Here is a 16535-nt window from a genome sequence, read left to right on the forward strand (position 1 = left end):
AAAAAGGCCGTCTGAAAGTTTTTCAGACGGCCTTTTTTATCGGGCAATTGCCCTATTCTATTTCTAACATTCCACCACGCGCACGGATACGGGGACGGCTTTTTTCTGCAAGGTAACGGCCAGGCCGGCGAGTGAGGTTTCTTTGTAGGTTGCCTTCATATCGCGGCCGGTTTGCAGCATGGTTTGAATCACTTCATCAAGTGAAACTTTTTTGTCTGTGCCGTCTTCCAAAAGCGCAAGCGTGGCGAGCTTGAGGGCTTTTTCGGCAGCGATGCCGTTGCGTTCGATGCAGGGGATTTGCACCAAGCCGCCGACGGGGTCGCAGGTTAAACCCAAGTGGTGCTCCATGGCCATTTCGGCGGCGTTTTCCACTTGTTTGGGCGTGCCGCCGATGACTTCGGCGTATGCGCCTGCCGCCATGGAACACGCTACGCCGACTTCGCCTTGGCAGCCGACGTCCGCGCCGGAAATCGATGCGTTGGTTTTGTACAAAATGCCGATGGCGCCGGCAGTCAGCAGGAAGTCTTCAACACGCGATTGGTTGGCGTGCGGATTAAATTTGCGGAAATAGTGCAAGACGGCAGGAATAATGCCTGCCGCGCCGTTGGTCGGTGCGGTTACGACGCGGCCGCCGGCGGCATTTTCTTCGTTGACCGCCATGGCGTACACCATCGGCCAAAGTTGGGTATTGACGATTTCACTCTCGCGCAGGACTTTGAGTTTGGCCGCCAACTGCGGCGCGCGGCGGCGTACGTTCAAGCCGCCCGGCAATTGCCCTTCCGCACCCAAGCCGCGCTTGATGCAGTTTTCCATCACATCGGCCACGGCGGCCACACGGCAGCGAACTTCCGCTTCGTCGCAATCTGCCAACGCTGCTTCATTGGCCAACACGACTTCGGAAATATTCAACTGGTTCAGACGGCATTGTGCCAGCAACTCGTCGCAGTTTTTGTATGGATACGGCACATCGGCATTTTCCTGAGCCTCTTGTGCAAACCCTTCGTCTGTTACGACAAAACCGCCGCCGACCGAATAATAAATCTGCTCTTTCAGCTTCCGGCCGTCTGAATGGTAGGCGATAAAGTTCAGGCCGTTCGGATGTTTGGGCAACACTTTGTCGCCGCGGATGTCCAAATCTTTTTCGGGATTGAAGGCCATTTCGCGGCCGTTGAGTTTTAAAACGTGTTGCGTGCGGATGCGTTCCAAGCGTTGGGGGATGTCTGCCAGTGGAATATCGTGCGGCAGGCTGCCTTCCAAACCGAGCAATAATGCATCGAATGTACCGTGTCCGATACCGGTCAAAGCAAGCGAGCCGTACACTTCAATGACAATGCGCGCCACTTGTGTATCCAAGTTTTCGGCATGCAGCAAATCGGCAAAAGCGGCCGCAGCCTTCATCGGGCCGACGGTGTGCGAGCTGGACGGGCCGATGCCGATTTTAAAAATATCAAAGATGCTGATCATAATTTTCCTATCATTGTGTGTGCGGGCAGGCTGTTTTTTAGACGGCCTTAAGGCCTAAAGAGGAATCTTGTGCGCCGCTTGCCAATGCAAGTACCAAATGTCCGACAGTCATCAAAGGATCGCCTGCTTCCGGCGAGGTGTATTTCAGCGTCAGCGGTTTTTTACGCAAGGGTTCGTAACGGCTGACTCTACAATGCGTGTCTTCCAAACTTGTGGAACCGGCGCGGTATCTGTATGCCAACAGCCGTAAATCGTTCAAGTCCATTTTCATGCCGTTGTCCAACAATTCGCGCAACTGGTTTTCCCAGGCAATATCGTTGCTTCCGTCTTTAATGGCAATCAAGATGGACTTTTCGAGGATTTTTTTGATGTGCTGGTTCAAGGAGCGGATTGGGAAGTGCCCCAGCCACAACAAATCGGTCTCCGCAAATTGGGCGGAAAAATGCTCGATAAACCAGGAATGTAAACCTCGATAATCCGGCGAATGAAACAGGGTTGATTTAACCTTGTTGCCATCTTTATCCAACATGTAATGGCAGCCGATAATCACGCTGCAAGATTCGGCTGCCCATCTGGGGATAATGACTTTGGGGGTAAAGAGCGTTTCGAGGCGTTGCTCGGTAAATTGAGTGGTGAAATCAGGGTTGTATTGCAACGATGTCGGCAAATAGCCGCGCCAAAGGTACATGCCGATCCTGTTTTCGCCGATAACATCCAAAAGTTGTTCCAGCATGATACGGCTAGGACATGAAATAAATTCGTCCGCATCCAGCGGAAAAACGAAATCTATCGCTTCATCTTTTGCTACAAGCTGCTTCATCAGCTGGTTGACCAATTGCTCATGATTAAACTTGAGCGCTTGATATTGATAGATAAATATCGGCAAACCTTCTTCTTTCAATTGAATCAGGATTTCCCTTGTTCCATCGCTGCTGCCGTGATCGATGATGTGCATTTCATCCATCAGCTCGAGATTGTGACGGACAAACGATTCGATCACGTCGTTTTCGTTGCGCACCATGCTGATGCTGATTAGTTTTTTTCCCATAAATTATGCAATGTATTGATAGGTTTTAATCATCATTTTTCAGACGGCCTTGATCCAGCCGGCAATGCGTTTTTCAATCGCTTCGGCACTCAAACCCAAGTCGTCCAACAGTTTTTTCGGGTCACCGTGTTCGGTAACTTTGTCTTCTACACCCAACAGCAACACCGGTTTGCAGATGCCGTGTTTCGCCAACACTTCCAACACCGCGCTGCCTGCGCCGCCTTGTTCGGCGTTTTCTTCGGCGGTAACGATGTAATCGTGGCTTCGGGCGAGACGGACGATCAGCTCTTCATCTATCGGTTTGACAAAGCGCATATCGGCAACGGTCGCATTCAGTTTATCGGCAGCGGCCAATGATGGGGCAACCATGCTGCCAAAGGCGATAACGGCAATTTTCTCGCCTTCGCGACGGATGATGCCTTTGCCGATTTCAACGGTTTCCAGGCCGTCTGAAACAGTTGCGCCAGTACCCGTACCGCGCGGATAACGGACGGCGGACGGCGAATTTGCCTGATAGCAGGTTGAGAGCAGCAGGCGGCATTCGTTTTCGTCGCTGGGTGTGGCAATAATCATGTTCGGCACGCAGCGCAAAAAGCTCAAGTCGTACAAACCGGCATGGGTCGGGCCGTCTGCACCGACAATACCTGCGCGGTCGATGGCGAACAAAACAGGCAGGTTTTGCAAGGCAACGTCGTGCACCAACTGGTCGTAAGCGCGTTGCAGGAAAGTGGAGTAAATCGCTACAACAGGCTTGATGCCTTCGCATGCCAAACCGCCGGCAAAGGTAACGGCGTGTTGCTCGGCGATGCCGACGTCGAAATAGCGGTCGGGGAATTGCTGTTCAAACTCAACCAAGCCGCTACCCTCGCGCATGGCAGGCGTGATGGCAACCAAACGCTCGTCAGCCGCCGCTTGGTCGCACAGCCATTGGCCGAACACTTGCGTATAAGTCGGTTTGGCCGCGGCAGGTTTCACTTCCGGGGCAGGCACTTCGCTCGGCAGCTTGGCGACAGCGTGGTATTTGACGGGGTCGTTTTCGGCGAATTTGTAGCCGTTGCCTTTTTTGGTGATGACGTGCAACAACTGAGGGCCTTTGCGGCCGCGCAAGTCTTTTAATACGTCCACCAGATTTTCAACGTTGTGGCCGTCCACAGGGCCGGTGTAACGGAAACCGAAGTTTTCAAACAAAGACAGCGACTGTTTGGCGTATTCCGCTTCGCCTGCCAAGGTTTTGATTTTGTTTTCGACTTTTTGGGCAAGCTCCATCGCTCCGGGCAATTTGTCTAATACTTTGCTTGATTGGGCTTTGATGGTACTCAACAGGCCGTGCATATCGCGCACGACGTTGCTGGCGAGATATTTCGGCAGCGCGCCGACATTGGGGGAAATCGACATTTCGTTGTCGTTGAGGATAACCAGCAAATCGACATCCATATCACCTGCACAGTTCAGAGCCTCAAACGCCTGACCCGCTGTCATGGCTCCATCGCCGATAATAGCGACGCTGCGGCGGTTGTTGCCCAACTGTTTGTCCGCAACGGCCATGCCCAAGGCCGCGCCGATGGATGTGGAAGAATGCCCCACGCCGAACGCGTCGTATTCCGACTCGCTGCGTTTCGGAAAACCGGCCAAACCGCCGTATTGGCGCATGGTGTTCATTTGATTTTTGCGGCCGGTCAGGATTTTGTGCGGATAGCTTTGATGGCCAACATCCCAGACCAAATGGTCTTCGGGCGTGTCGTACACATAATGCAGCGCCACCGTCAGCTCGACCGCGCCCAAGTTGCTGGCGAAATGGCCGCCCGTCTTACCGACGGAATCCAACAGAAATTCGCGCAATTCGGCGGCGACTTGCGGCAGCTGTTTTTTCTCCAGACGGCGCAAGTCCTGAGGCGTATCGATCATATCGAGCAAAGGGCTTGGGTTCATGATTTTTGGCGGTGATTTTTTGTGTAACGGACGATTATATCAAGAGATTGCACAACTTGTTACAAATGCTTTCAGACGGCCCGAACCTTTATCCTTTATAATACTGCCAACTGAAAACACAAGGCCGTCTGAAATGACCCAAAACGCAAACAACCTCTGCTGGCTCGATATGGAAATGACCGGCCTCAACCCGGAACACGACCGCATTATCGAAGTCGCCATGATCATTACCGACTCCGATTTGAACGTACTGGCGCAATCGGACGTATACGTCATCCATCAAAGCGACGAATTGCTCGACAGCATGGACGAATGGAACACCGCCACCCACGGCCGTACCGGTCTGACCCAACGCGTACGCGAATCCAAACTGACCGAAGCCGAAGTCGAGCAAAACCTGTTGGACTTCATGTCCGCATGGATACCCGAGAAATCCACGCCCATGTGCGGCAACTCCATCCATCAAGACCGCCGCTTCATGGTCAAATACATGCCGCGTTTGGAAGCCTATTTCCACTACCGCAACTTAGACGTATCCACGCTGAAAGAATTGGCCAAACGCTGGAATCCGGCCGTCGCCAAAAGCGTGGTCAAACGCGGTTCGCACAAGGCATTGGACGACATCCTCGAAAGCATCGAAGAAATGCGCCATTATCGCGAGCATTTCCTCAAACTCCCTTCCGAACAATAATCCCAAGGCCGTCTGAAACCGGTTTGACACCGTTCAGACGGCCTCATCGGCTTCCTTCATCTCATGAAAATCACCAAAATCTTTACCTTCGATTCCTCGCACATGCTCGACGGGCATGACGGCAAGTGCCAAAACCTGCACGGCCACACCTACAAACTCGAAATCACCGTCTCCGCGCCCGTTATCCAAGGCGGCGCGAAAGACGGCATGGTGATGGACTTTACCGACCTGAAAGCCATCGTCAAACAACACATTACCGACCCGTTCGACCATGCCTTCATCTATCACGGCGACAACGAACGCGAAAGCCAAATCGCCGCGCTTTTGGAAGGCTGGAACATGAAAACCCTGCGCCTGCCCTGCCGCACCACCGCCGAAAACATGAGCGTAGAAATGTATGGCCGTCTGAAAAACGCCGGTGTCAAAGTGTGCAGCGTAAAATTATGGGAAACGCCGACTTCGTGTGCGGAATATGAAGGGGAATAAACCGCCATCCTGTATTTTTCAGACGACCTGTTCCCATAAATACCTCATACACTAAACATCAAAAGGAATCTTCATGAAACTCCTCTCCACCCTCCTCGTCCTCTTCGTCGCTATCGAACATTTCTACATCGCCTGGCTCGAAATGACGCAAATCCCAAGCGAAAAAGCGTCAGAGCTGTTCAACATGCCTTACGAATTTATGGAACAAAAACGCGTACAAACCCTGTTTTCCAACCAAGGTCTGTACAACGGCTTCCTCGCCATCGGCTTGGTATGGGCGCGCTTTGCCGCACCTGACAACGCCGTTTATGGCGCGACCATCCTGTTCCTCGGCTTCGTCCTCATCGCCGCCGCATGGGGCGCGTTTTCATCCGGCAACAAAGGCATTTTGTTCAAACAAGGCTTGCCGGCATTTTTGGCCGCCGCAGCCGTCATTGCCGCTTAAATACACACCAGCCATTCTTTCCCATTGAACTAACAGAAAGAATGGCTGCCTCACATCACTTCTTCAAACGCTTCACGACAACAATTCAATCCCACACACCTAATATTCATGACCATTCACATCACGCCGAACAATCCCCAATACCGCATTGTCGAAATCTTTGAAAGCCTGCAAGGCGAAGGCTGGAACACAGGCATGCCCGCCGTTTTCATCCGTTTGGGCAAATGCAATCTCGCATGCAGCTGGTGCGATACCGACTACCTCAAATTCGGCATGATGAGTCTGTCCGATATTTTAGGCCGTCTGAAAACCTACACAGCGCGCAACATCATCATTACCGGCGGCGAACCCACCATCCAACCGCATTTGAATACCCTGCTCAACGCACTCAAAGCCGAAGGCTATTTTCTGTGTATCGAAACCAACGGCCTCAACCCCGCTCCGCCGCAAATCGACTACGTTGCCACCAGTCCTAAAGCCTGTTACGCCGCCAAATACGAAAAAAGCTGCATCGAGAAAGCAGACGAAGTGCGCATTGTTGCCGACGGCGAAGTCATTGCGTTTTGTCAGAAAATGGAACACAAAATCCGCGCCCGGCATTACTACCTTTCCCCCTGCGAACAAGACGGCGCGATGAATATCTACGACACCATCCGCCAAATCGGTGTGTTAAACAGCCGACCCGACGCCCCCGTCCATTGGCAACTGAGCGTACAGACGCATAAGTGGGCAGGAATAGAATAATTCGTTTGAAATCAATCAAAAATTAAACCTTTACAAAATATTGAATGTAAATACCATTCGATATTCGACCAAATGCACTACTGGCAAAGCGCTCAGGCCGTCTGAAACCCTATTTCAGACGGCCTTTTTTGTTATAAAACTCTTGACCGATTACATAAGATTACGTAAAGTGTGCAACAGTTTTCATAAATTGGTAAAACCAATTTACCTGATGACTAACCGCATCTGAGGATGCAAATATCTATTCGAAAAACATTTATTGCTCAACACATCGTATCAAACCGCCATTGCATTGACGGTTATGGTGCTTGTTGCCCCGAGGATATTCCTATGGCTCTCTTTCTCAGCATTTTCCCCATCATCCTGCTGATTTGGCTGATGGTTAAGAAAAACAGTATGCCGTCTTACATTGCACTACCGATTACCGCCGCGCTGATTTACGTCATCAAACTGTTTTATTTCGGCGACAACGCCATGTTGCTCAACGCAACGGCAGCTTCAGGCCTCGTTTCTACCCTGACCCCGATTACCGTGATTTTCGGTGCCATTATGTTCAACCGCATGATGGAAACCACCGGCTGTATCGACGTCATCCGCAAATGGCTGGCCACCATCAGCCCGAACCCGATTGCCCAATTGATGATCATCGGCTGGTCTTTCGCCTTTATGATTGAAGGCGCGTCCGGTTTCGGTACGCCTGCCGCCATTGCCGCGCCGATTCTGATGAGCTTGGGCTTTAATCCGCTGAAAGTAGCCATCTTTACTTTGGTAATGAACTCCGTACCTGTTTCCTTCGGCGCGGTAGGTACTCCGACTTGGTTCGGCTTCGCACCTTTAGGCTTGGATCAAAAGAGCATTATGGAAATCGGTATGCAAACCGGCGTAATGCACTTCTTTGCAGGTTTCATCATCCCTGTTATCGGCCTGAGCTTCATCGTACCTTGGGCTGAAATCCGCAAAAACTTGGGCTTCATCGGCATTGCCGTATTCTCCTGTACCCTTCCTTATGTCGCATTGGCGATGGTCAATGAAGAGTTCCCATCTCTGGTTGCCGGCGCAATCGGCCTGTTGGTATCCGTATTCGCGGCAAACCGCGGCTGGGGCTTAAGCAAAGATTACGCCAAAGACCCGAATGCAGAAAAAGTACCTTTCGCACAAGTTGCCAAAGCACTGGCTCCTTTGGGTATGCTGATCGGTATGCTGGTAGTCACCCGTATCAAACAGTTGGGCATTAAAGGCCTGCTGACCAGCAAAGAAGAATGGTTCAGCTTCCAACTGCCGTTTGATTTGTCCAAAATCACCGTCAGCGACTCCCTGACCATCACCTTCGGCAACATCTTCGGCCAAGGCGTAAACGCTTCCTACCAAACCCTCTACGTTCCGGCTTGGATTCCGTTTGTCTTCACCGTTTGGATTTGCATCCTGCTGTACAAAACCAAGTTCAAAGATGCCTGGTCTTTCTACGCTGCAACCTTCAACCAAACCAAAAAACCTCTGCTTGCCCTGATGGGTGCGTTGATTATGGTTCAACTGATGATGGTTGGCGGCGATGACTCCATGGTGAAAATCATCGGTAAAGAGTTTGCCTCGATGGCAGGCGAACACTGGGTGTACTTCTCCCCTTACCTTGGCGCAATCGGTGCATTCTTCTCCGGTTCCAACACTGTATCCAACCTGACTTTTGGTCCGATTCAACAACAAATCGCGCTTGATACCGGCCTGTCCGTTACCCTCATCCTCGCCCTGCAATCTGTCGGCGGCGCAATGGGTAACATGGTCTGCATCAACAACATCATTGCCGTGTGCAGTGTATTGAACGTAAACAACGCCGAAGGCGCTATCATCAAGAAAACTGTCATCCCGATGAGCATCTATGGCGTCATCGCCGTGACTATCGCTTCAATTTTCTTCTTGTAAACCGCTTCATATCAAAGGCCGTCTGAATATTCAGACGGCCTTTTTTGTATTCTTTCGCTATATTTCTTAAAGAATCATTAATGTATATATTCCGCAACAACCCACATAACTACTTTGCAACACCAAATTACAAACAACTTTCTATTAATAAACAATCGGGTAATCATAAGTAAACACTGTTTTGCAATTTACCTAATTGCCACTACCGACAAAACGCCTAAAATACGCTTCATCTGCAAACGGAAACCCTTTCTCACTTTGCAAGATAACACACAACCCTCATATGGAGCTTAGATCATGAAATTACTTTCTGTTATCACTGCAGCCGCATTGGCTACTGTTTCCTTCTCTGCTGCCGCTGCACCTGCCGGCTTCGTTTCTTACCGTTGTGACGGTGGCAAATCACTGAACGTGATGTACGGTTTCGACCGCAGCGGTCGCGCAGTTACTGCCGACGTAAACGCCGGTGGCAAAAAAGCCTCTTTGGTTGTCGACAAAAAACGTTCTGACAGCACTGGCACTACTTTCACCAACCGTAAAGGCTATGTAATGTCTGCCGGTTTCATCGACAAAAACACCCATACTACTTCTGAAGTGGTTGGCGTGAACGCCCCTAACGGCTCATTCCTGGTGAAAAACTGCGAACCACGTCCACGTTAATCCCAGTTTTCCTATTTAACCGAATCATCCCGGTTTAATCAAAGGCCGTCTGAAAAACAATTTTCAGACGGCCTTTTGATTCAAGCATATAAAAAAGAGCGTGTACCGTACACGCTCTTTTTGTTTGTTCACACATCAATTAAATACGCATCGGCATTACGATGTATTTGAAGTTCGGATTATTCGGTACGGTAAACAGCGTTGAACGGTTGACATCGCCAAAAGCAAGCTGCATATCGTCGGAGTGGATGTTACGCAACACATCCATCAGGTAGCCGATGTTGAAACCGACTTCGAGTTCTCCGCCTTGGTAAGCGATTTCCAGCTCTTCGCGCGCTTCTTCCTGCTCATTGTTGCTACATACGACACTCAGCAAACCAGGCTGCAAGAACAGTCGCGCACCGCGGAATTTTTCATTGGCAAGAATAGCGGCACGCTCGAGCGCACCCAAAAGCTGGGTACGGGATACGAGGAAAATCTTGTCATTATCCAAAGGAATCACGCGGTTAAAGTCAGGGAACTTGCCGTCGATGACCTTGCTGACGATGGTTGTACCATTGCATTGGAAGCGTACTTGATTGTCCAAAAGCTCAACGGTGATGGACTCGGACGGATTGTTCAACAGCTTGAAGAGTTCCAATACCGTTTTGCGCGGCAGGATGACTTCCGTTTTCGGCAGTTCCGCTTCAATTTGGCTGGCCGCATAAGCAAGGCGGTGGCCGTCGGTTGCAACAAGGCGCAGTTGGTTTCCTTCAACCTGCATCAGTAAGCCGTTGAGGTAATAGCGGATATCTTGAACCGCCATGCTGTATTGCACTTGCGAAAGCATGGTTTTGAAGGTTTCTTGAGTCAGCGAGAAAGTCGCGCTGACGTCGCTGCCGACATTCATCAACGGAAAGTCTTCGGCCGGCAGGGTTTGCAGGGCAAAACGGGATTTGCCCGCACGCAGAGTCAAACGGTTGTCCGCCCAATCCAGTGACACCAACGCACTGTCAGGCAGGGCGCGCAGGATGTCTTGGAATTTTTTAGCGTTGGTCGTAATACGGAAATCGCCTGCCTGACTTTCAGGGCCGGCGGTATTGATTTGAATTTCCAAGTCGGTTGCCAAAAGTTTGGTTTGTCCGTCTTTGCTTTCCAGCAACACATTGGACAAAATCGGCAGAGTATGGCGACGTTCGACAATACCGGTAACGGCTTGCAACGGCTTGAGCAGACTGTCGCGATCGGCTTGTAAAATCAGCATGTTCCATTCCTTTGAATTTGAAATCGGTTGATTTGGGTATTTTAAAATATTTTTTGTTTTCAGACGGCCTCATATTGACCTCAGGCCGTCTGAAATTGCATTGGGTCAGTTCTGAATCAGAATCAGCAGTTTTTCATAGTCTTGCGCCAATTCGGGATCTTCTTCGCGCAGTTTCGCCACCGCTTTGACACCGTGCATCACAGTCGTGTGGTCACGACCGCCGAACGCATCACCGATAGAAGGCAGACTGAGCGTGGTCAACTCTTTGGTCAAGCTCATTGCAACTTGGCGCGGACGGGCAATGTTACGCGTGCGTTTTTTGCCCAATATATCGCTGATTTTAATACGGTAGTATTTGGCTGTCGCATCGATGATGATGTCGGCGGTAATGACTTTGTGTTTCTCGGCAATAATATCCTGCAAAGCCGTACGCGCCAAATCCATGTCGATGACAGGACGGTTCATAAAACGGCTACTGGCGCTGACACGGTTGAACGCGCCTTCCAGCTCACGCACATTAGAACGGATCAGATTGGCAATAAACAAAGCGGCTTCGTCTTCGATACTGATACCGGCCGCTTCTGCCTTTTTCTGCAAAATCGCCACGCGCATTTCCAATTCGGGCGGTTCAAGTTCCAAAGTCAAACCCCATGAGAAACGGGATTTGAGACGGTCGTCCATACCTTCGATTTTGGCGGGCAATACGTCGCACGTCAGGATCAGCTGTTTTTTCTCGTTGTGGAAATGGTTGTACAGATAGAAGAACTCTTCCATCGTACGGTCTTTGCCTTTGATGAACTGGATATCGTCGATAATCAGTAGGTCATATTGTTTGTATTGTTGCTTGAACACATCATAAGTGTTGTTGCGCACTGCCTTCATAAAGCTGCGGATATAGTCGTCCGAGTGCATATAGCGCACTTTGGCATCGGGGCGGTTTTTCAGCAATTCGTTGCCGATGGCCTGCACCAAGTGGGTTTTACCCAAACCGGTACTGCCGTATAAGAAAAACGGGTTGTAGCCCTGCCCCGGATTTTCAGCAATCGCTTGGGCGGCTGCGGCGGCAAGGCGGTTGCCCTTACCTTCCACCAAAGTTTCAAATGTATAGTCGCGCGACAGATTGGTCTGTTCGTAGCGCGCTTCTTCCGCATCGTGTTGCGCGTCGGTTTTGGCTTTGGCAACTGCTTTAGACTCAGCCGGAGCGGCAGTTTGCACTTGAGGCTCATGCGGCAGGTTTTTCATGCGCTGCGCCAAAATCTCGGCAGCCGTCTTGGCAGCGGCAGGCTTGGAAACCGTTTCAGACGGCCTGTCTTCTTCTATTGCCGCAACGGTTTGCAAAGGCATTTGAACAGGCTCTACAAATTCTTCAACTTCAATGACTTCTTGCACTTGCACCGGCGCAACAGCCTGAGCCGCCATTTCATAATGCGTACCTACGCCCGGCTTAAACGCAAACGCAGCCTGCTGAGGCACCAATTCGGCACGCACGGCGTCAATTTTGGCGGCAAACTGGCTTTTGAGCATATTGCAGGCAAATTGGTTTTTACCATACACCACCCATACGCCGTTTTCTTCACCCACGGTCAAAGGCGCAATCCATTGCGCAAACTGCCCGGCAGGCAACATTTCGTGAAGGCGGCAAAGGCACAGCGGCCAAAATTCAGCTAACGTCATGAGATTAAGCTCGGAAAATGGAAGATTTGGGAAATACAAGAAGGCAGAGCAGACAGGCAATCCGATAAAAATCAAATTTTTACAATACTCCCGCTGCTTTCAGACGGCCTTGCGCACAGAGAAAAGCAAGGTTGGGCGATTATACCCATTCCGCTCTTTTTTATCCACAACCGCCGCAAAATTTTATCCACAAATTCTATCAATGCATAAAACCCGTTGTCACACTTTGGCCAACGAAAAGTTTTTATATTGATTGACAAAAGCAGTAAATTAGAGTGTAATTCACGGTTTAATTATCTACCAATTTTTAGGAAACATCATGAAACGCACTTATCAACCTTCCGTTACCAAACGCAAACGCACCCACGGCTTCTTGGTTCGCTCCAAAACCCGCGGTGGTCGCGCAGTATTGGCTGCCCGTCGCGCCAAAGGCCGCAAACGCCTGGCTGTATAATTTTGAATTACGGCTTCTCGAAGCAGTATCGCTTATTAAAAACGGATGATTTTTCATCCGTTTTTGCGTTGAAAAACCGACGCAGCCGCGATTTGCTGCAAGTCTCCCAGTCCGCAGACAACGCGCTCGGCCATCCGCGCCTTGGTTTGGTCGTCAGCAAAAAGACCGCCAAACGCGCCCATGACCGCAATTATATGAAGCGCGTCATCCGCGACTGGTTCAGGCTGAATCAACACCAGCTGCCGCCGCATGACTTTGTTGTGCGCGTGCGTCAGGCGTTTAATCGGGAAACTGCTCTGGAAGCCCGCAACCAACTTGCCCAGCTGATGAAAAAACGCTGATGAATACCCTGCTTTCCAAGCTCCTCCTTGCACTCATCCGCTTTTACCAATACTGCATCAGCCCCCTCATTCCGCCGCGCTGCCGCTATACCCCGACCTGTTCACAATACGCAGTCGAAGCCGTCAAAAAATACGGCGCATTCAAAGGCGGATGGCTGGCCATCAAACGCATCGCACGATGCCATCCTTTCGGCGGACACGGACATGACCCTGTTCCATAATGCTGCTGTCAACCATTTAAAGAACACGATTTCCTTTAATTTCCCGTCGGTTTCTATATAATGCCGTCTGAAGCAGTTTTCATCTCGATTACCTATCCGTCAACTCCAGGAATCTCTTATGGATTTTAAAAGACTAATGGCGTTTTTTGCCATTTCAGTGGCAATCTTTGCCGGCTGGGAACATTTTTTCCCCAGCCCCAAACCTAATCCGGCGCAACAAGCCGCGCAACAGCAAACGGCTGCTACTCCGGCAAAAGCCGCTGCCGAAGCCGCGCTAGCCCCGGCCTCTCCTATTACCGTTACCACAGACACGGTTAAAGCCGTCATTGATGAGAAAAGCGGCGACCTGCGCCAGCTGACCCTCTTGCAATACAAAGCAACCGGTGACGAACACAAACCTTTCGTCCTGTTTAACGACGGCAAGGAATACACCTACGTTGCCCAATCCGAGCTTTTGGACGCACAAGGCAACAACGTTCTGAAAGGCATCAGCTTTAGCGCTCCGCAAAAACAATACAGTTTGGAAGGCGACAAAGTCGAAGTCCGCCTGAGCGCGCCTGAAACCAACGGCCTGAAAATCGACAAAGTTTATACTTTCACCAAAGGCAGCTACTTGGTTAACGTCCGTTTCGACATTACCAACAGCAAAGGCCAACCCGTCAACCTGAGCGCAGACTACCGCATCGTCCGCGACCACAGCGAACCCGAAGGCCAAGGCTACTTTACCCGCTCTTACGTCGGCCCGGTGGTTTACTCCCCTGAAGGCGGCTTCCAAAAAGTCAGCTTCTCTGATTTGGACGACGATGCCAAATCCGGCAAATCCGAAGCCGAATACATCCGCAAAACGCCGACCGGCTGGCTCGGCATGATTGAACATCATTTCATGTCCACTTGGATTTTGCAGCCTAAAGACGGCCAAAGCGTTTGCGCCGCAGGCGACTGCCGTATCGACATCAAACGTCGCAACGACAACCTGTATAGCGCAAGCGTTAGCGTGCCTTTAGCCGCCATTCAAGCCGGTGCGAAAGCCGAAACCGCCATCAACCTGTATGCCGGTCCGCAAACCACTTCCGTTATCGCCAACATTGCCGACAAACTGCAACTGGCCAAAGACTACGGCAAAGTACACTGGTTCGCCTCCCCGCTCTTCTGGCTCTTGAACCAACTGCACAACATCATCGGCAACTGGGGCTGGGCAATCATCGTTTTGACCATCATCGTCAAAGCCGTGCTGTACCCGTTGACCAACGCCTCTTACCGCTCTATGGCAAAAATGCGTGCCGCCGCGCCTAAATTGCAAGCCATCAAAGAGAAATACGGCGATGACCGCATGGCACAACAACAAGCCATGATGCAGCTTTACAAAGACGAGAAAATCAATCCGCTGGGCGGCTGTCTGCCTATGTTGTTGCAAATCCCCGTCTTCATCGGCCTGTACTGGGCATTGTTCGCCTCCGTAGAATTGCGCCAAGCGCCTTGGTTGGGTTGGATTACCGACTTGAGCCGTCCGGATCCTTTCTACATCCTGCCTTTGATTATGGCGGCAACCATGTTTGCACAAACTTATCTGAATCCGCCGTCAACCGACCCTATGCAGGCGAAAATGATGAAAGTCATGCCTTTGATTTTCTCCATCATGTTCTTCTTCTTCCCTGCCGGTTTGGTTCTGTACTGGGTAGTCAACAACCTCTTGACCATCGCCCAACAATGGCACATCAACCGCAGCATCGAAAAACAACGCGCCCAAGGCGAAGTCGTTTCTTGATAAAAGCTTAGTCAACGCAAAGGCCGTCTGTTGTTCAGACGGCCTTTTTCTATTTCCCCAAACAAATACAGTTTAAGATTGAACCCAATCCAGTTTTAAGCGGCATGCAACACAAAAATCGTCGGGCGTTTTTTCAAATTCGGCATTTCTTTTCTTTTCCGCCACTGCGCAATCGTCTGGCTGATGATTTCCTGTGTCGGCAAGGTTAAGTCCGTGGCCACGCATAATCGCGTTTCAGGATGCAGGTTTTCCACCGCATCAGCCAACAACGCATCGTTGCGATACGGCGTTTCGATAAACAGCTGCGTTTCATTCTGCTGGCGCGAACGTTGCTCCAAAGCCTTCAAACGCTGAATACGCTCATTTTTTTCAGACGGCAAATAACCCTTAAACGCAAAGTTCTGCCCATTCGCACCCGAAGCCATCAGTGCCAGCAGCAAACTGGACGGGCCGACCAAAGGCCGTACTTCAAAACCGTGTTTATGCGCCAACGCCACCAAATTCGCGCCCGGATCGGCAACGGCCGGGCAACCTGCCTCGCTGACAATACCCATACTGCGCCCTTCTTGCAAAGGTTTCAGCAATTCCGGCAAAGTCTTCAAATCCGTGTGTTCATTCAGCGTTTGCAGATTCAGCTCGCGGATAGGCGTAGTTACGCCCAAATGTTTCAAATGCGCGCGCGCTGTTTTTTCCGCTTCTACGACAAAATCCGTCAGCCCGACAATCGCCTTTTGCTCATGCGGCAACAGGCATGGCGTATCAGGCGCACCCAAAGGGGTTGGAATCAAATACAAAATCGGTTTCATTCTTGCAGCTCCCAAAAATCTCAGGCCGTCTGAACGCATTCAGACGGCCTCAAACTATAAAACTTCCACACCTTCGTTTTTCAAAAAATCAATCAGACGGAAAATCGGAAGACCAATCAAAGCATTTGGGTCCGTACTTTCAATCCGCTCCAACAAAGCAGCGCCCAAACCCTCGCTCTTCGCCGCGCCGGCACAATAAACCGCATCCGGCTCACGTTCCAAATATCGGCTGATTTGTTCCTGCGACAACTGGCGCATGGCAACCACCGTATGATCGACATGATGCTGAACCTTGCCCGTAGCAGTATTCAAAAGCACGATTGCGCTGTAAAATTCAATCCGTTTTCCGCTCAAGTCCGCCAGCATCTGTTGTGCATTTGCGACGTTCATCGGCTTGCCCAATTGACGTCCTTCGCACCATGCAACTTGGTCTGCGCCGATAATCAGCGCGGCAGGAAAAGCTGCCGCCAATGAACGGGCTTTGCCTTCCGCCAAACGCAGCGCCGTTTCGCCTGCATGTTCGCCCGCAATAGGCGTTTCGTCAAAATCAGGCGATGCCGTCTGAAAATCGATACCCAAACGGCGAAGCTGTCCGCAGCGGAAAACCGAACTCGACCCTAAAACCAAAGGCAGTTTTACTTCCATAT

At 50.8% G+C, this 16535-nt stretch carries 17 protein-coding genes; 10 read left to right on the plus strand and 7 right to left on the minus strand.

Annotation, left to right across the window (positions count from 1 at the left end; translation table 11 throughout):
* Window positions 1-63: 63 nt before the first annotated feature.
* From HMPREF2661_RS05815 to dxs, 3 genes are read right to left on the minus strand one after another with little or no spacing between them, the layout of a single operon-like run.
* Window positions 64-1464, minus strand: coding sequence for an L-serine ammonia-lyase (locus HMPREF2661_RS05815; protein ID WP_049322506.1), 1401 nt, complete (start codon window positions 1462-1464; stop codon window positions 64-66).
* 37 nt (window positions 1465-1501) lie between these two features.
* Entirely contained in the window at window positions 1502-2512 is a 1011-nt protein-coding gene (locus HMPREF2661_RS05820; RefSeq protein ID WP_049322505.1) for a glycosyltransferase family 2 protein, read from the minus strand.
* 39 nt (window positions 2513-2551) lie between these two features.
* Complete coding sequence (dxs, locus tag HMPREF2661_RS05825) at window positions 2552-4441, minus strand: 1-deoxy-D-xylulose-5-phosphate synthase (RefSeq protein WP_049322504.1); 1890 nt, start codon at window positions 4439-4441, stop codon at window positions 2552-2554.
* Window positions 4442-4574: 133 nt separating this feature from the next.
* Between dxs and orn the strand changes: the two genes are divergently transcribed.
* From orn to HMPREF2661_RS05855, 6 genes are all read left to right on the plus strand, one after another.
* Complete coding sequence (orn, locus tag HMPREF2661_RS05830) at window positions 4575-5132, plus strand: oligoribonuclease (RefSeq protein WP_049322503.1); 558 nt, start codon at window positions 4575-4577, stop codon at window positions 5130-5132.
* Window positions 5133-5195: 63 nt separating this feature from the next.
* The gene (queD, locus tag HMPREF2661_RS05835) at window positions 5196-5618 is read left to right on the plus strand and encodes a 6-carboxytetrahydropterin synthase QueD (RefSeq protein ID WP_036492897.1); all 423 of its coding nucleotides are present in this window, start codon (window positions 5196-5198) and stop codon (window positions 5616-5618) included.
* Window positions 5619-5691: 73 nt separating this feature from the next.
* Entirely contained in the window at window positions 5692-6063 is a 372-nt protein-coding gene (locus HMPREF2661_RS05840; RefSeq protein ID WP_049322502.1) for a DUF1304 domain-containing protein, read from the plus strand.
* 108 nt (window positions 6064-6171) lie between these two features.
* Window positions 6172-6807 (plus strand): 7-carboxy-7-deazaguanine synthase QueE, encoded by a 636-nt coding sequence (locus tag HMPREF2661_RS05845; RefSeq protein WP_049322501.1) that lies wholly within the window; start codon window positions 6172-6174, stop codon window positions 6805-6807.
* A gap of 330 nt (window positions 6808-7137) precedes the next feature.
* Complete coding sequence (locus HMPREF2661_RS05850; RefSeq protein WP_070822716.1) at window positions 7138-8724, plus strand: L-lactate permease; 1587 nt, start codon at window positions 7138-7140, stop codon at window positions 8722-8724.
* Between the two features lie 297 nt (window positions 8725-9021).
* Window positions 9022-9384: an ACP-like domain-containing protein gene (locus tag HMPREF2661_RS05855; RefSeq protein WP_004520408.1), complete on the plus strand. Its 363-nt coding sequence runs from the start codon at window positions 9022-9024 to the stop codon at window positions 9382-9384.
* Between the two features lie 139 nt (window positions 9385-9523).
* Here the strand turns inward: HMPREF2661_RS05855 and dnaN are convergent, their stop codons facing one another.
* Window positions 9524-10627 carry a DNA polymerase III subunit beta gene (gene dnaN, locus HMPREF2661_RS05860; RefSeq protein WP_070822718.1) on the minus strand — a complete coding sequence of 368 codons (1104 nt, stop codon included), beginning with the start codon at window positions 10625-10627 and terminating at the stop codon, window positions 9524-9526.
* A gap of 105 nt (window positions 10628-10732) precedes the next feature.
* Entirely contained in the window at window positions 10733-12301 is a 1569-nt protein-coding gene (dnaA, locus tag HMPREF2661_RS05865) for a chromosomal replication initiator protein DnaA (RefSeq protein ID WP_049322497.1), read from the minus strand.
* A 319-nt stretch (window positions 12302-12620) separates the two neighbouring features.
* Between dnaA and rpmH the strand changes: the two genes are divergently transcribed.
* From rpmH to yidC, 4 genes are all read left to right on the plus strand, one after another.
* A complete protein-coding gene (rpmH, locus tag HMPREF2661_RS05875) occupies window positions 12621-12755 on the plus strand; it encodes a 50S ribosomal protein L34 (protein ID WP_002214728.1) in 135 nt (44 codons plus the stop codon).
* 2 nt (window positions 12756-12757) lie between these two features.
* Window positions 12758-13096 (plus strand): ribonuclease P protein component, encoded by a 339-nt coding sequence (rnpA, locus tag HMPREF2661_RS05880; RefSeq protein ID WP_049322495.1) that lies wholly within the window; start codon window positions 12758-12760, stop codon window positions 13094-13096.
* The gene (yidD, locus tag HMPREF2661_RS05885; RefSeq protein ID WP_003682178.1) at window positions 13096-13317 is read left to right on the plus strand and encodes a membrane protein insertion efficiency factor YidD; all 222 of its coding nucleotides are present in this window, start codon (window positions 13096-13098) and stop codon (window positions 13315-13317) included. The genes rnpA and yidD overlap by 1 nt, the downstream gene beginning before the upstream one ends.
* 118 nt (window positions 13318-13435) lie before the next feature.
* A complete protein-coding gene (yidC, locus tag HMPREF2661_RS05890) occupies window positions 13436-15082 on the plus strand; it encodes a membrane protein insertase YidC (RefSeq protein WP_070822720.1) in 1647 nt (548 codons plus the stop codon).
* A 95-nt stretch (window positions 15083-15177) separates the two neighbouring features.
* Here yidC and HMPREF2661_RS05895 read toward each other — a convergent pair whose 3' ends face one another.
* Window positions 15178-15888, minus strand: a complete 711-nt coding sequence (locus HMPREF2661_RS05895) for an SAM-dependent methyltransferase (protein WP_070822721.1) — start codon at window positions 15886-15888, stop codon at window positions 15178-15180.
* A gap of 54 nt (window positions 15889-15942) precedes the next feature.
* Window positions 15943-16533: a Maf family protein gene (locus HMPREF2661_RS05900; RefSeq protein ID WP_070822823.1), complete on the minus strand. Its 591-nt coding sequence runs from the start codon at window positions 16531-16533 to the stop codon at window positions 15943-15945.
* Window positions 16534-16535: the final 2 nt, after the last annotated feature.

The sequence above is a fragment of the Neisseria sp. HMSC061B04 genome, from assembly GCF_001836705.1.
GTDB lineage: Bacteria > Pseudomonadota > Gammaproteobacteria > Burkholderiales > Neisseriaceae > Neisseria.

Bases quoted from the DNA above. Each gene is read 5' to 3' on its own strand.
- HMPREF2661_RS05815 (WP_049322506.1), bottom strand. From the start codon at position 1,464: ATGATCAGCATCTTTGATATTTTTAAAATCGGCATCGGCCCGTCCAGC.
- HMPREF2661_RS05820 (WP_049322505.1), bottom strand. From the start codon at position 2,512: ATGGGAAAAAAACTAATCAGCATCAGCATGGTGCGCAACGAAAACGAC.
- dxs (WP_049322504.1), bottom strand. From the start codon at position 4,441: ATGAACCCAAGCCCTTTGCTCGATATGATCGATACGCCTCAGGACTTG.
- orn (WP_049322503.1), top strand. From the start codon at position 4,575: ATGACCCAAAACGCAAACAACCTCTGCTGGCTCGATATGGAAATGACC.
- queD (WP_036492897.1), top strand. From the start codon at position 5,196: ATGAAAATCACCAAAATCTTTACCTTCGATTCCTCGCACATGCTCGAC.
- HMPREF2661_RS05840 (WP_049322502.1), top strand. From the start codon at position 5,692: ATGAAACTCCTCTCCACCCTCCTCGTCCTCTTCGTCGCTATCGAACAT.
- HMPREF2661_RS05845 (WP_049322501.1), top strand. From the start codon at position 6,172: ATGACCATTCACATCACGCCGAACAATCCCCAATACCGCATTGTCGAA.
- HMPREF2661_RS05850 (WP_070822716.1), top strand. From the start codon at position 7,138: ATGGCTCTCTTTCTCAGCATTTTCCCCATCATCCTGCTGATTTGGCTG.
- HMPREF2661_RS05855 (WP_004520408.1), top strand. From the start codon at position 9,022: ATGAAATTACTTTCTGTTATCACTGCAGCCGCATTGGCTACTGTTTCC.
- dnaN (WP_070822718.1), bottom strand. From the start codon at position 10,627: ATGCTGATTTTACAAGCCGATCGCGACAGTCTGCTCAAGCCGTTGCAA.
- dnaA (WP_049322497.1), bottom strand. From the start codon at position 12,301: ATGACGTTAGCTGAATTTTGGCCGCTGTGCCTTTGCCGCCTTCACGAA.
- rpmH (WP_002214728.1), top strand. From the start codon at position 12,621: ATGAAACGCACTTATCAACCTTCCGTTACCAAACGCAAACGCACCCAC.
- yidD (WP_003682178.1), top strand. From the start codon at position 13,096: ATGAATACCCTGCTTTCCAAGCTCCTCCTTGCACTCATCCGCTTTTAC.
- yidC (WP_070822720.1), top strand. From the start codon at position 13,436: ATGGATTTTAAAAGACTAATGGCGTTTTTTGCCATTTCAGTGGCAATC.
- HMPREF2661_RS05895 (WP_070822721.1), bottom strand. From the start codon at position 15,888: ATGAAACCGATTTTGTATTTGATTCCAACCCCTTTGGGTGCGCCTGAT.
- HMPREF2661_RS05900 (WP_070822823.1), bottom strand. From the start codon at position 16,533: ATGGAAGTAAAACTGCCTTTGGTTTTAGGGTCGAGTTCGGTTTTCCGC.